Origin of the sequence: Tenacibaculum piscium (assembly GCF_021390755.1) — a bacterium.
In the GTDB taxonomy this organism is placed as follows: Bacteria; Bacteroidota; Bacteroidia; order Flavobacteriales; family Flavobacteriaceae; genus Polaribacter; species Polaribacter piscius.
In genome coordinates, this window is record NZ_JAJGWR010000002.1 from 273,534 (window position 1) to 288,861 (window position 15,328).

General features: G+C 32.0%; 17 protein-coding genes and 3 tRNA genes. 10 read left to right on the top strand and 10 right to left on the bottom strand.

The features are described from left to right. Positions 1–11: 11 nt before the first annotated feature. From L0U72_RS05300 to cyoE, 6 genes are all read right to left on the bottom strand, one after another. A complete protein-coding gene (locus L0U72_RS05300) occupies positions 12–659 on the bottom strand; it encodes an SCO family protein (RefSeq protein WP_233898598.1) in 648 nt (215 codons plus the stop codon). Continuing rightward, positions 646–1,326 (bottom strand): hypothetical protein, encoded by a 681-nt coding sequence (locus L0U72_RS05305; protein WP_233898599.1) that lies wholly within the window; start codon positions 1,324–1,326, stop codon positions 646–648. The genes L0U72_RS05300 and L0U72_RS05305 overlap by 14 nt, the downstream gene beginning before the upstream one ends. 91 nt (positions 1,327–1,417) lie before the next feature. Beyond that, positions 1,418–1,756 carry a cytochrome C oxidase subunit IV family protein gene (locus L0U72_RS05310; protein ID WP_101918358.1) on the bottom strand — a complete coding sequence of 113 codons (339 nt, stop codon included), beginning with the start codon at positions 1,754–1,756 and terminating at the stop codon, positions 1,418–1,420. Positions 1,757–1,774: 18 nt separating this feature from the next. After that, a complete protein-coding gene (locus L0U72_RS05315) occupies positions 1,775–2,758 on the bottom strand; it encodes a cytochrome c oxidase subunit 3 (protein ID WP_101918359.1) in 984 nt (327 codons plus the stop codon). Positions 2,759–2,814: 56 nt separating this feature from the next. Then, positions 2,815–3,399: a cytochrome c oxidase subunit 3 gene (locus tag L0U72_RS05320; RefSeq protein ID WP_101918360.1), complete on the bottom strand. Its 585-nt coding sequence runs from the start codon at positions 3,397–3,399 to the stop codon at positions 2,815–2,817. Between the two features lie 6 nt (positions 3,400–3,405). Continuing rightward, the gene (gene cyoE, locus L0U72_RS05325) at positions 3,406–4,311 is read right to left on the bottom strand and encodes a heme o synthase (RefSeq protein ID WP_233898681.1); all 906 of its coding nucleotides are present in this window, start codon (positions 4,309–4,311) and stop codon (positions 3,406–3,408) included. Between the two features lie 191 nt (positions 4,312–4,502). Between cyoE and L0U72_RS05330 the strand changes: the two genes are divergently transcribed. The 8 genes from L0U72_RS05330 to L0U72_RS05365 all read left to right on the top strand — a co-directional run bounded on the left by L0U72_RS05330 (position 4,503) and on the right by L0U72_RS05365 (position 9,052). Beyond that, positions 4,503–4,574 (top strand) — tRNA-Gly (locus L0U72_RS05330). A 55-nt stretch (positions 4,575–4,629) separates the two neighbouring features. Then, a tRNA-Leu gene (locus L0U72_RS05335) sits at positions 4,630–4,713 on the top strand. Between the two features lie 70 nt (positions 4,714–4,783). After that, positions 4,784–4,867, top strand: a tRNA-Leu gene (locus L0U72_RS05340). Positions 4,868–5,254: 387 nt separating this feature from the next. Beyond that, positions 5,255–6,070, top strand: a complete 816-nt coding sequence (locus L0U72_RS05345) for a purine-nucleoside phosphorylase (protein WP_233898600.1) — start codon at positions 5,255–5,257, stop codon at positions 6,068–6,070. A 144-nt stretch (positions 6,071–6,214) separates the two neighbouring features. Further along, positions 6,215–6,514, top strand: a complete 300-nt coding sequence (locus L0U72_RS05350) for a phosphoribosylpyrophosphate synthetase (protein WP_233898601.1) — start codon at positions 6,215–6,217, stop codon at positions 6,512–6,514. 2 nt (positions 6,515–6,516) lie between these two features. Continuing rightward, a complete protein-coding gene (locus tag L0U72_RS05355) occupies positions 6,517–7,395 on the top strand; it encodes a DnaJ C-terminal domain-containing protein (RefSeq protein ID WP_233898602.1) in 879 nt (292 codons plus the stop codon). A 1-nt stretch (position 7,396) separates the two neighbouring features. After that, positions 7,397–7,693 carry a chaperone modulator CbpM gene (locus L0U72_RS05360; RefSeq protein ID WP_233861787.1) on the top strand — a complete coding sequence of 99 codons (297 nt, stop codon included), beginning with the start codon at positions 7,397–7,399 and terminating at the stop codon, positions 7,691–7,693. 30 nt (positions 7,694–7,723) lie between these two features. Beyond that, positions 7,724–9,052 (top strand): APC family permease, encoded by a 1,329-nt coding sequence (locus L0U72_RS05365; RefSeq protein ID WP_233898603.1) that lies wholly within the window; start codon positions 7,724–7,726, stop codon positions 9,050–9,052. Here the strand turns inward: L0U72_RS05365 and radA are convergent. The 4 genes from radA to panC all read right to left on the bottom strand — a co-directional run bounded on the left by radA (position 9,041) and on the right by panC (position 12,831). Next, a complete protein-coding gene (gene radA, locus L0U72_RS05370) occupies positions 9,041–10,402 on the bottom strand; it encodes a DNA repair protein RadA (RefSeq protein ID WP_233883007.1) in 1,362 nt (453 codons plus the stop codon). The two genes, L0U72_RS05365 and radA, sit on opposite strands and share 12 nt — an antisense overlap. Before the next feature lie 212 nt (positions 10,403–10,614). Beyond that, positions 10,615–11,562 (bottom strand): lysylphosphatidylglycerol synthase transmembrane domain-containing protein, encoded by a 948-nt coding sequence (locus tag L0U72_RS05375; RefSeq protein WP_233897503.1) that lies wholly within the window; start codon positions 11,560–11,562, stop codon positions 10,615–10,617. 11 nt (positions 11,563–11,573) lie between these two features. Continuing rightward, positions 11,574–11,924, bottom strand: a complete 351-nt coding sequence (panD, locus tag L0U72_RS05380) for an aspartate 1-decarboxylase (protein ID WP_058885987.1) — start codon at positions 11,922–11,924, stop codon at positions 11,574–11,576. Positions 11,925–11,985: 61 nt separating this feature from the next. Continuing rightward, positions 11,986–12,831, bottom strand: a complete 846-nt coding sequence (panC, locus tag L0U72_RS05385; RefSeq protein WP_233883009.1) for a pantoate--beta-alanine ligase — start codon at positions 12,829–12,831, stop codon at positions 11,986–11,988. Between the two features lie 96 nt (positions 12,832–12,927). On the opposite strand from panC, the gene L0U72_RS05390 reads away from it, so the two are divergent. Then, positions 12,928–13,746: a glycogen/starch synthase gene (locus L0U72_RS05390; RefSeq protein ID WP_101918367.1), complete on the top strand. Its 819-nt coding sequence runs from the start codon at positions 12,928–12,930 to the stop codon at positions 13,744–13,746. Between the two features lie 9 nt (positions 13,747–13,755). Beyond that, positions 13,756–15,327, top strand: coding sequence for a DUF4270 family protein (locus L0U72_RS05395; protein ID WP_233898604.1), 1,572 nt, complete (start codon positions 13,756–13,758; stop codon positions 15,325–15,327). Position 15,328: the final 1 nt, after the last annotated feature.

The following is a 15,328-nucleotide window of genomic DNA, read 5'->3' on the forward strand; positions in this document are numbered from 1 at the left end:
TTGATATTATCTTAATCCTTGATTAATAATTTAATATCTTGTTTTAATTCTTTGATTTGATTTCCAAAACCGTGTTCATCTAAAGCTCGATAATACATAATTGGATTTCCATATTCATCGTAGCGAGAGCGGATAATTCCATTTTTATCAACCAAAGCAAATAAACCTGAATGTTCAAAACCACCGTGTGAAACCTCTCCTTTTCCTACAAATAATTTAAATCCTTCGTTGGATAAATCATAGACAATTTCTTCAGATTTCCCTGTTAATAAATGCCAATTTTTATGATTGATACCATTTTTAAGGGCATATTTTTTTAATTGTTTTGGAGTATCAATCTCTGGTGTGATTGAAAAAGAAGCAATTCCAAAGTTTGGATTTCCCATAAATTCGTTTTGAATTTCGACCATTCGAGCATTCATAATAGGACAAATACTTGGGCAAGTTGCAAAGAAAAACTCAACAACATAGACTTTATTTTCAAAATCTTTATTGCTAATTGTTTTTCCATCTTGATTGATAAACTCAAAATCAGGAACTTTCGTAAAGGTATGTAAATCGGCCGTTTGAAAATGTTTTACAATTTTTGGCACTGAATAAATACCAAATAATAAAATAATAAACGAAATTCCAACGTATGAATAGTTATTTTTTTTCATTTGAAATGCTATTTGTTCTTCGGTCTTCACTACTATTATTTTTCTTCAATGCCATTTTGTATTCTACTAAAACAACGCTGATATCATCAATCATATCATTTTTAAGTTCGGCTACCGACCTCATATTGTATCCGAATAAATGTTGATTTTCTAAACTTTTAATGGTTGATTTTCCTCTTCTTAGATTCAGTTCTTTATCAATAATATAGGCTTTTGGCGAATGACTATTTTCATCTAAAGAGGTTCCTGTTTTAAAACTCTCATGTAAAGCTTCCATTTCTTCTGATGAAGTAAAAACAAAGTTCCATCTACTTAAATCGGTATTAACACCTAGCATTTTTTTCAAGTCTTCTACGGCTTGTTTTTGATTTTTATCAACTAGAGAAATCATTTGAAAACTTACATAATTCGAAAACTTCGTATAAATTTTTTCCTTTAAATTATAAACTTCTCCTTTTACTAAGCTGATATCATTTCCTAAAAAAGTAACTACAGTAACTCTTTTATCAAAAGAAATCGTTTTATCAATTAACGAAATATCAATAACATCTTTAGAAACTATCGGAAGTTTTCCAAAATTATGCGTTCCTAATTGTAACAAAATATAAAACAATAATGGCACTATAAATAAGGCAAATAATACCGTAAATTTTTTAATTTTTTTCATTTTTAGTGTTAATTTAAGAGCTAGTTTCAGTGCTAATTAAAGTAAAAAAAAGGTGGTTAAAACCACCTTTTTTTTGAAATATTTTATTTGATTACCATTTTACTAATGGTGCTAATGTTTCATGCAAATAATCTCCTTCTATCAAGATAATAAATAATACATAAGAAACTAAAAATACAGCAGTCCAAACAATTGATCTTCTAAACCATGTTTTTTCGCCTTCTAAGTGCATAAATGCCCAAGCAATGTAATATGCTTTCACCAATGTTAAAATGATAAATAACCAGTTTAACCAACTCGTTCCTAAACCGTGTAAATGCAATGCGTCTGGTTTTACAATACCAAAAGCTACCTCCACAGTTGTTATAATTGTTAAGATTGCTAAAACAACCCAAATTCTTTTTTTATTTGATTCGTGTGCGTGCGCCATTTTAATGTCGTTTTTTAATTATACTAAGTAGAAAAAGGTAAATACAAATACCCAAACTAAATCTACGAAGTGCCAATATAAACCTACTTTCTCAACCATTTCATAGTGTCCTCTACGTTCATACGTACCGAGTACAACATTGAAAAATATAATAATATTTAGGATAATTCCTGACAACACGTGAAAACCGTGAAACCCTGTTATAAAGAAAAAGAAATCAGCAAAAATAGGATTTCCATATTCATTTTCATGTAAATTAGCGCCTTCAACAACCTTTGTTATTAAGGGTAATTTCGCTAAACTTTCTTCTCTTGATAAAACTATTTTTTGTTTTGTTTCAAGATTTAATTGTTCTGTTCTTATTAATAAAGAAGGATCCGCTTTAAAAGCCTCTTTAATTTGTGCTACTGAATACTGTGAAACAGTTGCTTCTTTTTCAAACCATAATCCATTTTTACGAGTATGCTCAATTCTTTCGTCTTTTCTTGGCGAATGCACAAAATCAGCTAAAGCGATTTGATGACCGTCTTTTACAAACTGTAAAATATGATTATTGGTTGTTTTCACAGCTCCGTAAGAACCGTTGATAAAATTTTTCCATTCCCAAGCTTGTGAGCCTACGAAAATAATACCGAAAATAATCGTGGCAAACATATACCAAGCAACCTTTTTTTGTTTCTTTTGATGACCAGCATCAACCGCTAATACCATTGTTACTGACGATATAATCAGAATAAAGGTCATTAAAGCTACATAATACATGGGTGCATGCACACCATGTAGCCCTGGAAAGTGTGTAAACACTTCATCGGCAATTGGCCATGAATCAATAAATTTAAAACGAGTTAAGCCATAAGCGGCTAAAAAACCCGAAAAAGTTAATGCATCAGAAACGATGAAAAACCACATCATCATTTTACCATAACTAGCGCCAAATGGTTTCTCACCACCTCCGCCCCAGGCTTCTTTCTTATCAGAATTTACAGCAATATTTGCTTCCATAAATCTTTTTTTGTTAATTTTTGTTAAAACAGTGTGCCAAAATTACGCATTTTTCATCATCTTATGAAATAGAAAAAGAAAAATAGATAAATCCATAAAACATCTACGAAATGCCAGAAGATCCCACCTAACTCAAAGCCAAGCATATCGGCTGCTGAATATTTCTTTTTAAAATGATTATAAATAACGACCAATAGCACAATTATACCCGCTAAAAGGTGCAATATATGCATAAATGTTATCCCTAAAATAAAAGAAGTCGATACCGTACTCTCAGGTCCTGTAAAAAATAATCCGACTGCTTTTAATTCATTAAAACCGACATATTGAAACCAAACAAAGCCCAAACCAAGCAATAAAGTAGCCAATAAAAGTGCTAATGAACCTTTTAAATTATTTTTCTTTAATAGTTTTTGAGATAAAATCAGCGTAACACTACTCAATATAATTAAAATAGTACTCGTATAAAATGCTTGTGGCAAATCAAAAGTAACCCAATCATCTCGTTTCATACTTACTACGTAAGCACTGGTTAGTCCTGCAAAAAACATCACCATACTAATCATGGAAACCCATAACATTGGTTTTGCTGATTTTCGTTTTCCTGCCGTTAATTCCTCTTGTAAAGTTTGTGCGCTCATTTTTATTTAGTGTAAAAATTTATCGACCACATAAATTATGGGTACGATGGTGATATAAAAAACACTGGCTAACATTAATTTTCGTGCGTCAGTATTTTCTGATGATTTATATAATTGAAAAGCGTAATACAACATCAACATTCCTAATGCCAAAATTAGCACGGCTGTTAATGGATAAATATAAAAATTACCTGTTACTTTTAAAACGGGAGCTACCGACATTAAAATCATGATACAGGTATAAAAAATTATTTGCACAACAGCTCCTTTATCTTTTTTATCCATAGGAAGCATGTGTAAACCTGCCTTATTATATTCTTCAAATTGCAACCAGCCAATTGCCCAAAAATGTGGAAATTGCCAAAAAAATTGAATCATAAATAAAAAGCCTGCTTCAATACCAAAATGACCTGTTGCCGCTACCCATCCTAACATAAAAGGGATAGCTCCTGGAATCGCCCCTACAAAAACTGCCAAAGGCGTTACTGCTTTTAAAGGTGTATAAGCACTCGTGTACAAAAATATAGAAACGGCACCAAATAAGGCACATTTTGGGTCAATTGCATATAAAATTCCGATACCTAAAATAGTAAAAACACTAGCAATTAGTAATGCAGTACTAACTTTCATTCTACCTGCTGGTAAAGGACGATTTTTTGTACGTTGCATTAAGGCATCGATATCTTTTTCAATTACTTGATTAAAAGCATTGGAAGCACCAACCATTAAATAGCCACCAATGGCGAGCAATAAAACGATATAATAATCAATTGTTTCAGCTCCTAATAAGTACCCTGTAATGGAAGTAAAAACAACACTGATAGATAACCCGACTTTGGTTAATTGCTTAAAATCGTTAAATACTGATTTTAAAGAAGCTGTTGTATGATCGGTTGCGATGGATTTCAATATTAGTTTTATTTTTTGCAAAGATATTTCTTTCTTTGTTCAATGACAATAAAAAAAAATAGTTATCAATTTTTGATGAAATTAAAAAAAAATGAGAAAAAAATGAAAAAAGTTTTTTTTATCTAAAAAAAGGTTATAGATTTGCACCCGCATTGAAACATATGCAAAACGATCTTTAAAATAATTTTGACTACGCGAAAGTAGCTCAGGGGTAGAGCATCACCTTGCCAAGGTGGGGGTCGCGGGTTCAAATCCCGTCTTTCGCTCTGAGACTTTCTTAAAAAAATATACCAATTTTGATTGTAAAAACAATCAAAACACGCTGAAGTGGTGGAATTGGTAGACACGTTGGACTTAAAATCCAATGGCCCTTGGGCCGTGCGGGTTCAAGTCCCGCCTTCAGTACTAAACCTCGCTTTTATTAGCGAGGTTTATTTTAAGAAAGAGTCAAAAAAATAATTATAAAAATCCACTTGCTGAAGTGGTGGAATTGGTAGACACGTTGGACTTAAAATCCAATGACCCTTGGGTCGTGCGGGTTCAAGTCCCGCCTTCAGTACTAAGCCTTAACATTTATTTGTTAAGGCTTTTTTATTGCCTTTTATTTTCCTTCAAAAAAATTGTATCGAGAACTTTTTAGTGTCAAAATCAATCAAAATTCATTTTAGAGCCTGTTTAAATTTCATCTGAAAAAAATATAGTAGCAAAAAATGACGGCAAGGGGTTAAACCCCCTTGTTAAAAGGAAGTAAAAATGATAAAAATTATCATAAAAACTAAAAACTTTAGCAAATCAGGATGCGAACCTGAAATAAATTTAGGTTAACGGATTCAATACTTTTTTTTAACAGTTTACTTATTTGATCCTATAAAATTCATATAATTTTAAATAGGCTTAAAAACTAAATGTAAATTTGTTAGCGAAAATCAACAATCATCAACAGAAAATGAAAAAAAAACAACTACAAGAAACCAAAGCATATTTAATCGCTAACGGAATTATAAATCCTGAAATAGGAATCGTACTAGGAACTGGATTAGGACAATTAATCAACGAAATTGATATTGAAAAAGAAATTTTATATACTGAAATCCCACATTTCCCACAAACAACTGTAGAATCACATTCAGGAAAATTAATTTACGGAACGTTATCTGGAAAAAAAGTACTCGTAATGGCAGGACGTTTTCATATATATGAAGGCTATAATCTTTGGGAAGTTACTTACGGAATTAGAACAATGCACGATTTGGGAATTAAAAACTTATTAATTTCAAATGCCGCTGGAGCAATAAATCTTACTTACAAAAAAGGTGATTTAATGCTTTTAGAAGATCATTTAAATTTACAAGGTGGTTCTCCCCTTGCCTTTAAAGGCGCAAATGACTTTGGAAATATTTTTGCTGATATGCTACAACCCTATGCTAAAAAAATCAACGATTTATTTAAAGAAATTGCCATTGAAAACAACATACAATTACATCAAGGAACATACGCAAGTGTTGTCGGACCTCAACTAGAAACCAAAGCAGAATATCGAATGTTACAAATTTTAGAAGCCGATGCCGTGGGCATGAGCACCGTACCTGAAGTAATTGTTGCCAAACAATTAAACCTTCCCTGTGCTGCTATTTCGGTTTTAACAGATGAATGTAATCCTAAAAATTTACATCCCGTAAATATTACTGAAATTATTTCCGTTGCCAAAAAAGCAGAACCAAAAATGATTATATTATTTAAAGAAATACTCTATAAATTATAAAAAATTAATGATTATAAAAATTAGCCCTCGCCTTTTAGTGAGGGTTTTTTGTTTACTTAAATTAACTTGTTAACTAAGTTGATTTAAATTAACTTAGCTAACAAGTACAAGACCATATTTTTTAAACACCTAAAATTAAAAAAAATGAGCATTACAAATTTTGATACACTTTCTGAAGCAGTCGATTATTTAACAAAAGAAGGATTTACAGAAGACTTTAAAGCTATGGAAAACAATATCATCGCACTTTATTCAAAAAAAGAATTCAACCCAGAAAATCTTAAAATAATAAGTAAATATCGATTTGAAGGACTCAGTGACCCTGATGATGAAACTGAACTTTTTGCCATTATTGCAAATGATGGTACAAAGGGAACTTTAGTAATGTCTTATGGCGCTAAACATAATCAAAATATCGAATTAATTAAAAAAATAAAAATATAAAAATGGCTTTTGTAGATTATTATAAAATACTTGAAATAGAAAAAACAGCTACAGATAAAGATATTAAAAAAGCATATCGAAAATTAGCTCGAAAATATCATCCTGATTTAAATCCTAATAATAAAGAAGCTGAAATAAAATTCAAAGAAATTAATGAAGCCAACGAAGTATTAAGTAATTCTGAAAACAGAAAAAAATACGACAAATACGGAAAAGACTGGGAACACGGAGAGGCTTATGAAAAAGCAAAACAACAACAAACATATTCAAATTCGGAAGGAAATAGCCAATACAGTAATCAAGATTTTTCGGACTATTTTAATACAATGTTTGGTCAAAGAAATACATCAAACAAACAAGGAAATCGAGGCTTTAAAGGACAAGATTTTAACGCCGAACTTCACTTAAATTTAGAAGATGTTTATCAAACTCATAAACAAGTATTAACCGTTAATAATAGTAAAATAAGACTTTCTATACCTGCAGGTGTCGAAAATGGTCAAGTAATAAAAATAAGCGGAAAAGGAGGTGCTGGTATAAACGGTGGACCAAATGGCGATTTATACATTACCTTTTCTATAAAAAACCACACAAAATTCAAACGAGAAAGTAACAATCTTTATACTACTGTCGATTTAGATGTATATACCGCTATTTTAGGTGGTGAAATAACAGTTGATACTTTTAACGGAAAAGTAAAATTAAAAATTGCTCCTGAAACACTAAATAATACCAAAGTGAAATTAAAAGGAAAAGGATTTCCTGTCTATAAAAAAGAGGGACAATTTGGTGATTTAATAATTACTTATACCATTAAAATACCTACAAGATTAAACGATAAAGAGAAAGAATTATTTTTAGAATTACAAAAATTAAGATAAAATGCCTACACAAAATTTAATACCTATCGAAAAAATTTGTTCACACTACAAAATTGAATACTCATTTTTTAACGCTTTAGTTGAGGTTGGTCTTGTAGAGGTGAAAATTTATGAAGAAAACACTTATATTTATCAAGATAAAATTGGTGATATTGAAAAAATAATACGTCTTAACACCGAACTAAATGTAAATATCGAAGGGATTGATATTATTTTAAATCTTCTAAAAAAAGAAGTAAGATTACAAGAAGAAGTAACAACTCTGCAAAACAGGTTACGTCTGTATGAGAACAATTAAATTATTAAAATGCATGTCGAATAGTTAACAATGCAACACAGAAAAAGAAATAAAAGTTTAGGTTTAGCGGAATTAATTGCCATTGCCCTAGGCGGAATGGTTGGTGGTGGGATTTTCACAATACTTGGAATATCAGTAGCAATGATAGGTAATTTAACGCCAATTGCCATTATTATTGGAGGGCTTATTGCAACCTTGGCGGCGTATTCGTATGTTAAATTAGGAGTCTATTATAAAGATGAAGGCGCTACCTATTCGTTTTATAAAAGAACGTATCTTAATTCTGATTTTTCGGCATCGGCAATTGGCTGGTTTATAATTTTTGGATACATCAGTACCTTAGCTTTGTATGCTTATACATTTTCATCGTATGCAATTAGTAGTACCGCTTTTGCTGATAATATTTGGGCTCAAAAAGCCATTGCTATTGGAGTTATCGGGCTTTTTAGCTTGATAAATATTTGGAGCGTAAACGGAATGGGCAAAATTGAAGACCTTATGGTCTATACCAAATTGATTGTTTTAGGTATTATTTCAGTGGTTTTAATGCAAAATGGTACGACAGATTTCAGTACTTTTATAGATAATATGGCGTTGGATGCTCAAAATGCGGGCGTATTTTCTATTTTGATAGTTGCTTCTTTAACCTTTGTTTCTTATGAAGGATTTCAGTTAGTAATTCATGCGATGGACGAAATGAAAAACCCTGAAAAAAATATTCCAAGAGCCATTTATTCGGCTATTTTTTTAGCAGTTTTAATTTATGTTGTTATTTCTTTAGGCGCTTTATTTGCCATTTCCACGGAAGATCTTATTAAAGATAAAGAATATGCACTTGCTTCTGGAGCAGGAAAAATACTAGGAAACACAGGAACAAATCTTGTTATTTTAGGCGCAATTTTAGCTTCAAGTAGTGCGGTAAGTGGTACTATTTTTGGTGCTTCAAGGCTGATGTCGGTAATTGCTAAAGACGGTTATTTTCCAAAATTTATTAGTATCCGAAAAAATAACAGCCCACAAAATGCCATTATAACCTTGGCGTGTTTGGCTAGTTTTTTAGTAATACTTGGCGGTTTAGAATTAATTCTTGAATTTGGAAGTATTACCTTTTTATTGGTGTCGTTATTAATGGCAATTGCCAATTTTAAAATAAGAGATAAGACTAATTCTTCTACTTTTTTAACAATACTAGCTATTATTGGTTTAGCCGTTGGCGGATTTCTTATTTTATATTATGAATTTACCAACAAATGGGAACAAATGATTATTATTTTAGTACTGTATATCCTGTTAGCCATTGGTGCTTGGGCATTTTCAAAGAGAAAAATTAATAAAGAAACATCAAAACTATGCAAATAACGTAGCAAAAGCTTCTTCAATTTTACCGACTAAAAGCAATTTTATCGAGTGATTTTTTGAAGATATTTTGTTATATTTTGATGCTACTAAAGTTTTATAGCCTAATTTTTCGGCTTCTAAAATACGTTGGTCGATTCTTGAAACAGGTCTTATTTCTCCTGATAAACCAACTTCGGCAGCAAAACACACATTCGGGTTTATTGCCATGTCTTGGTTGGAAGAAATAATTGCGGCAACAACGGCTAAATCAATTGCGGGGTCATCTACACGGATTCCTCCGGTAACATTTAAAAACACATCTTTGGCGCCTAATTTAAAACCTGCTCGTTTTTCTAAAACAGCCAAAATCATGTGTAATCTTTTTAAATTATATCCTGTGGTAGAACGCTGTGGAACTCCATAAACGGCGGTACTTACCAAAGCTTGAATTTCAATCATTAACGGGCGGATTCCTTCTAGGGTTGAAGCAATTGCGGTTCCGCTTAAATCGGCATCTTTTTTAGATATTAATATTTCTGATGGATTAGAAACTTCTCGCAATCCTGTGGATAGCATTTCGTAAATTCCTAATTCGGCAGTTGAACCAAATCGGTTTTTTTGAGAGCGTAAAATTCTATACGTATGATTTCTATCGCCTTCAAATTGTAAAACAACATCGACCATGTGTTCTAAAATTTTGGGTCCTGCGATATGCCCGTCTTTATTAATATGCCCAATTAATAAAACTGGTGTTCCTGTTTCTTTGGCAAATTTTATAAGCTCTGCCGAGGTTTCTCGAATTTGAGAAACACTTCCTGGTGATGCTTCAATAGTATCGGTATGTAGGGTTTGAATAGAATCGATAACCAATACATCGGGTACTACTTCGGCAATGTTTTTAAATATTTTTTGGGTGTTGGTTTCTGTTAAAATTAAACAGTTTGAATTGCTTGCTTCTAAGCGTTCGGCACGCATTTTTATTTGCGATTGACTTTCTTCTCCTGAAACATACAGTACTTTTTGAGGAATATTCAACGCTATTTGTAGCAATAATGTTGATTTTCCAATTCCTGGTTCTCCTCCTAATAAAACAACGGCTCCTTTTACAATTCCTCCGCCTAAAACGGTGTCTAATTCGGTGTTTTTAGTAGCAATACGTTCTTCAGAATTTAGCTGAATATCTTGTACTTTTAAGGGTTTTGAAACTGTTTTCCCTATATTTTCAGGGGTTTTCCAAGTTCTTTTTTCTTCTTTTTGAATTACTTCTTCAACAATGGTATTCCATTCTTTACAGGTATTGCATTGCCCAGCCCATTTTGAATGTTGTGCGCCACAGCTTTGACAGAAAAAAGTCGTTTTTATTTTTGCCATTGGAAGTAATTTGAAGGTTTTTTAAAAAATCTTATTAATCGTATTTAACCAAGATTCAAAGTTACAAACTAATCGTTAGATATGAAGCGTTGTTTTTTAAAAGCTTGTTTAATTTTGATGTAAGAATTTTACTCGAAAACTGCGTTAGCGATTGAATGGCATGTTTGAGTAATGAAAGCGCGACCTGCAAGGGAACGCCCAAAAAATTATTGTTATTTCTTGTTCTTATTATAAAGTGGTAAAAATAGAAATGCCAAGCCTCCGAAAATAATAATCATAGCGGTTTGAGCTGTCCACATAATCCACCCGAAAGCGGTTGCGGGTTCTGCTGATATTCCAAATAATGCCAGTGCTCCTGCTACGGCAATTGGATATAAACCGATGCCTCCATTGGTGGCTGCAATGCTAAATCCGCCTGCGATAAAACCAATTAAAACACCGCCTAAAGGAACTTCTAAGCCGTCAATAGCGGGAATGGTTGCCCAAAACATACACACATACATTGCCCAAATAAACACGGTGTGGAATATAAATGCCCACTTGTGTTTCATTTTAAAAATGCTGGTTACGCCTTCGACTAAGCCTGAAATAAAGCTTTTAATTTTTAAACCAATTCCTGATTGTGCTTTTTTTACATAACGAGTTATTGCGTAAAAAATAAGGGCTAAAACACTTAAAATAATGACGATTCTTAGCGGGTCAAAATTTTTGGTAAGCAGGTTATAAATAAAATCGAATTGCAGGAAAAGCGTAATAGTAACAATGCTTAACATCATAATTACATCAGCAATTCTTTCGGCTACAATGGTTCCGAATCCTTTTTCAAAAGGAATATCTTCGTAGTTTGCCATTACCGCTGCTCGAGAAACTTCACCCGCTCTTGGCAATGCTAAATTAACTAAATAACCGACCAAAACGGCTAAAGTGCTATTGCCAAAATCAGGTTTATATCCCATTGGTTCTAACAGAAATTTCCATCTGTAGGCTCTTGATAAATGGCTTAAAATTCCAAAAAATAAGCCCAAGGCTATCCAACTGTAATTGGCGTCTTTAAAATATTGAACTAAAACATCTAACGAAATTTTAGAAACAGAATACCAAACTAAAAAACCGCCCAAAATGAGCGGTAATATAATTTTTAAAGCTTTTTTTAAATTCAAAATGTAAGAATCTAGGTAAGTGTATTGTCGGCTTCGTTAGGAAAAACTAAAGAAGGTGTAAATTTCTTTGCTTCTTCTAATTCCATAAACGCATACACGATTAAAATTAACACATCGCCTTTTGCTACTTTTCTGGCTGCAGCACCGTTTAAGGTGATTTCACCGCTTCCTCTTGGTCCTGGAATGGCGTATGTTTCTAAACGTTCGCCATTATTGTTATTCACAATTTGAACACGTTCGCCTTCGATAATTCCTGCAGCATCCATTAAATCTTCATCAATGGTAATGCTTCCTATATAATTTAAATCGGCACCTGTAACTTTTACGCGGTGGATTTTAGATTTTACTACTTGTACTAACATAATTGCAAAAATATGTTTTTAATGATTAATGATTTGTTTTTTAATAGCTTTTTGTTGATTTTTATTTTAATCGGATGTTGTCTATCAACCGAATATCGCCTGCAAAAACAGCGATAAAGGCACGACATTGACAATTAGTTTCTTTATTTTTAACTGTTTCTAATGTTTTTTCATCAGCAATAGTAAAATATTCTAACACTAATAACGGATGTTTTTTAAACTTTTTATCGACCCATTTTGTTAATTGTTCTGCATTTTTTGTGCCAAATTTTTTCTTGGCTTTTTTTAGAGTTCTATAAATAAACGGTGCAACCTCTCGGTATTCTTCGGATAAACGACTATTGCGAGAACTCATCGCCAAACCATCTTCTTCCCTAAAAATAGTACAGCCTTTTACTTTTACAGGAATCTTGTATTTTTTAACCAGTTTTTTGATAATTTGTAATTGCTGAAAATCTTTTTTACCAAAATAAGCCGTATTTGGCGTTACTATTTCAAATAATGATTTTACAATAGTTCCTACGCCATCAAAATGTCCGGTACGAAATTTCCCTTCCATTTGATGCTCTAATCCATCAAAATTAAAGGCATCAGCAGTTATGTTATCGTCATAAATTTCAGCTACTGACGGCAAAAATAACACCTCACAATCGACACTTTCTAAAAGGGCAATATCTTGGTCAATAGTTTTTGGATACTTCGCCAAATCTTCTTGGTTATCAAACTGCGTAGGATTTACAAAAATACTCACTACCGTAATGGCATTGTGCTGTTTTGACTTTTTTATCAGCGATAAATGTCCTTGATGCAAAGCGCCCATCGTAGGCACAAATCCTATTGATGTATCCGCCTTTTTAAGGCTCGCTAAATATTCTTTTAATGCTGATTTGGTTTTATAAATTTTCATGGTCTTATAGTTGGAAAAGGTGCAAAATTAGCAATTTAACATCATTATAGCATAAATTTTCGTATTTTTGCTTCTTTAATAAAAGAGACAGATTTAATGAAGGATAAGAGAATATTATATGTTTCATCGGAGGTAATACCTTATTTACCTGAAACAGAATTATCGTCTACTGCATTTAATGTTGCTAAAAACGCACATTCTAAAGGAGTTCAAACCCGAATTTTTATGCCTCGCTACGGGGTAATCAATGAACGAAGGCATCAATTACATGAAGTTATTCGTTTATCTGGTATGAATTTAATAATTAACGATATGGACATGCCATTAATTATTAAAGTCGCTTCAATTCCTAAAGAAAGAATGCAGGTATATTTCATTGATAATGAAGAATATTTTAAGCGTAAAGCGGTATATTCTGATGAAGATGACAACTTATTTAGCGACAATGACGAACGTATGATTTTCTTCGCAAAAGGAGTTATCGAAACTGTTAAAAAACTAAACTGGGCACCTGATGTTATTCATATTCATGGTTGGCTAGCCTCTTTACTTCCTTTATATTTAAGAGAATTTTATAAAGAAGAACCATTATTTACCGAAAGCAAAATTGTAACTTCGATTTATGAAAATAATTTTGATGGAGAATTAAATCCTGAATTGGCAAATAAAGTGCGTTTCGATAAAATTGACGAATCAAAAATTACAACGATTACCACACCAAATCAAATCAATATCTTAAAAAGTGCTATTGAAAATTCTGATGCGATTGTAAAAGGTAGTGAGGTGTTACCTGATGAAATTAATGATTTTATCGCTGAAAAATGTACCAAAGTTTTAGAATTTCAATCGGAAGAAACTTTAGCAGAAGCATATTTAGATTTTTACAAAGAAAACGTTTTAGAAATAAGCGAATAAATTTTACAAATGATTAGAAAAATTGGTATTTTAGGCATCAGCTTGCTGTGTTTGGCAACGATTATATCGTGTGAAAAAGATTTTAACGAAATCGGAGGTCAAGTTGTTGATAATACAAAGTTTGAAACAGGGGAACTCTTAATTGATGTAACTATCAATCCTGTTGATATCACACATGTTAGTGCCGACAATATTGGTACTGGTACAGCCACTGTAAATCAATATTTATTAGGAGTTTACAACAATAAAGACAAAAATTATAAAGGGATTACAGCAAGTATTGTTAGTCAATTAAATTTACTGACAAACCCAAAAACTGCCGATACACAAACAGCTCGCAAAACAGGTGAAATTGACTCGGTATTTGTACTAGATAAAGTGCTTCTTAAGTTGCCATATATCGCTACTAATATCACGAGCCAAAATGATGCAAAACCAACTTTTCAATTAGAAAATGTTTTAGGAACAACCAATACGCCGACATCATTAAAAGTTTTTAGAAATGAAACTTATTTAAATTCATTAGATCCAAAAAATCCAGCGAATCAAAATAGTTTTCAATCGGATGCGAGCTACCTTACTTCTGATTTATTAAATGAAAATCCAGCATTTTCTTTTATCCCAAATCCTATAGATACTGTTTTTAAAATAACACGACACTATAGCGATGGTCGCACTTTTAAAAGTGATGTAAAATTAGCCAATAAAGCTCCTTTTATCGCAATTCCATTAGATAAAAAGAAAATGAAAACGCTTTTTTGGGATAAATTTCAAAATAAAGAATTTTCTTCTAACGCAAATTTTAAAGACTATTTCAGAGGACTTGTTCTTGAAGCATCAGGAAACGATGGAGCTTTAATTCCACTTAATTTATTAGGAACAAATGCTTCAGCTACGCTAGATTTTCATTATACTATTACCCGATTCGAAAAGAAAGAAGGACAAAACGATTTAATATATAAAGATACCGTACCAAGTACTTATTCTTTTGCTTTATCAGGCGTTAGCAATAGTATTTACAAGATGACTCCTGCTCAAAAAGAGACCCCGAAAAATAATATTGCCATTCAAGGAACAGCAGGTAAAATGGGACAAATAAATACTATTGATGCCTCAAAATTAAACGAATTAAGAGCTAATAATTGGTTAATCAACGATGCTTCTTTAACTTTTTACGTCAATCAAAATATCGATTCAAATATAGAAGAAGTACCAGAACGATTATTTCTCTATCAAGAAAATGCCAGTAAAAAGGCATCACAAATAAGTGATGCTTATAAAGATACCAATAATTTTGGCGGGTTTTTAGAACTATCAGAAGATAAAAAACCTGAAAAATATACCTTCAAAATAACAACGTATATTGCCGAATTATTAAAAGCAACAACGACAGATATTGCTCCTTTATTTTTAAAAGTATATAATAATCCAACCGATAATGCTATCAAAAATAATGCACTCGATATAGTGGTGAAAGATTATAACTGGAATCCTAGAGGCGTTACCTTATTAGATGGAAATAAAACAGTAAACGGTGCAAAAAGAGCCGTTTTAAAAATATCATATTCAAAAGAAAAATAAG

Excerpts from the sequence above, each read along its gene's own strand:
- L0U72_RS05300 (WP_233898598.1), bottom strand. The coding sequence starts at position 659 with ATGAAAAAAAATAACTATTCATACGTTGGAATTTCGTTTATTATTTTA.
- L0U72_RS05305 (WP_233898599.1), bottom strand. The coding sequence starts at position 1,326 with ATGAAAAAAATTAAAAAATTTACGGTATTATTTGCCTTATTTATAGTG.
- L0U72_RS05310 (WP_101918358.1), bottom strand. The coding sequence starts at position 1,756 with ATGGCGCACGCACACGAATCAAATAAAAAAAGAATTTGGGTTGTTTTA.
- L0U72_RS05315 (WP_101918359.1), bottom strand. The coding sequence starts at position 2,758 with ATGGAAGCAAATATTGCTGTAAATTCTGATAAGAAAGAAGCCTGGGGC.
- L0U72_RS05320 (WP_101918360.1), bottom strand. The coding sequence starts at position 3,399 with ATGAGCGCACAAACTTTACAAGAGGAATTAACGGCAGGAAAACGAAAA.
- L0U72_RS05345 (WP_233898600.1), top strand. The coding sequence starts at position 5,255 with ATGAAAAAAAAACAACTACAAGAAACCAAAGCATATTTAATCGCTAAC.
- L0U72_RS05350 (WP_233898601.1), top strand. The coding sequence starts at position 6,215 with ATGAGCATTACAAATTTTGATACACTTTCTGAAGCAGTCGATTATTTA.
- L0U72_RS05355 (WP_233898602.1), top strand. The coding sequence starts at position 6,517 with ATGGCTTTTGTAGATTATTATAAAATACTTGAAATAGAAAAAACAGCT.
- L0U72_RS05360 (WP_233861787.1), top strand. The coding sequence starts at position 7,397 with ATGCCTACACAAAATTTAATACCTATCGAAAAAATTTGTTCACACTAC.
- L0U72_RS05365 (WP_233898603.1), top strand. The coding sequence starts at position 7,724 with ATGCAACACAGAAAAAGAAATAAAAGTTTAGGTTTAGCGGAATTAATT.
- radA (WP_233883007.1), bottom strand. The coding sequence starts at position 10,402 with ATGGCAAAAATAAAAACGACTTTTTTCTGTCAAAGCTGTGGCGCACAA.
- panD (WP_058885987.1), bottom strand. The coding sequence starts at position 11,924 with ATGTTAGTACAAGTAGTAAAATCTAAAATCCACCGCGTAAAAGTTACA.
- panC (WP_233883009.1), bottom strand. The coding sequence starts at position 12,831 with ATGAAAATTTATAAAACCAAATCAGCATTAAAAGAATATTTAGCGAGC.
- L0U72_RS05390 (WP_101918367.1), top strand. The coding sequence starts at position 12,928 with ATGAAGGATAAGAGAATATTATATGTTTCATCGGAGGTAATACCTTAT.
- L0U72_RS05395 (WP_233898604.1), top strand. The coding sequence starts at position 13,756 with ATGATTAGAAAAATTGGTATTTTAGGCATCAGCTTGCTGTGTTTGGCA.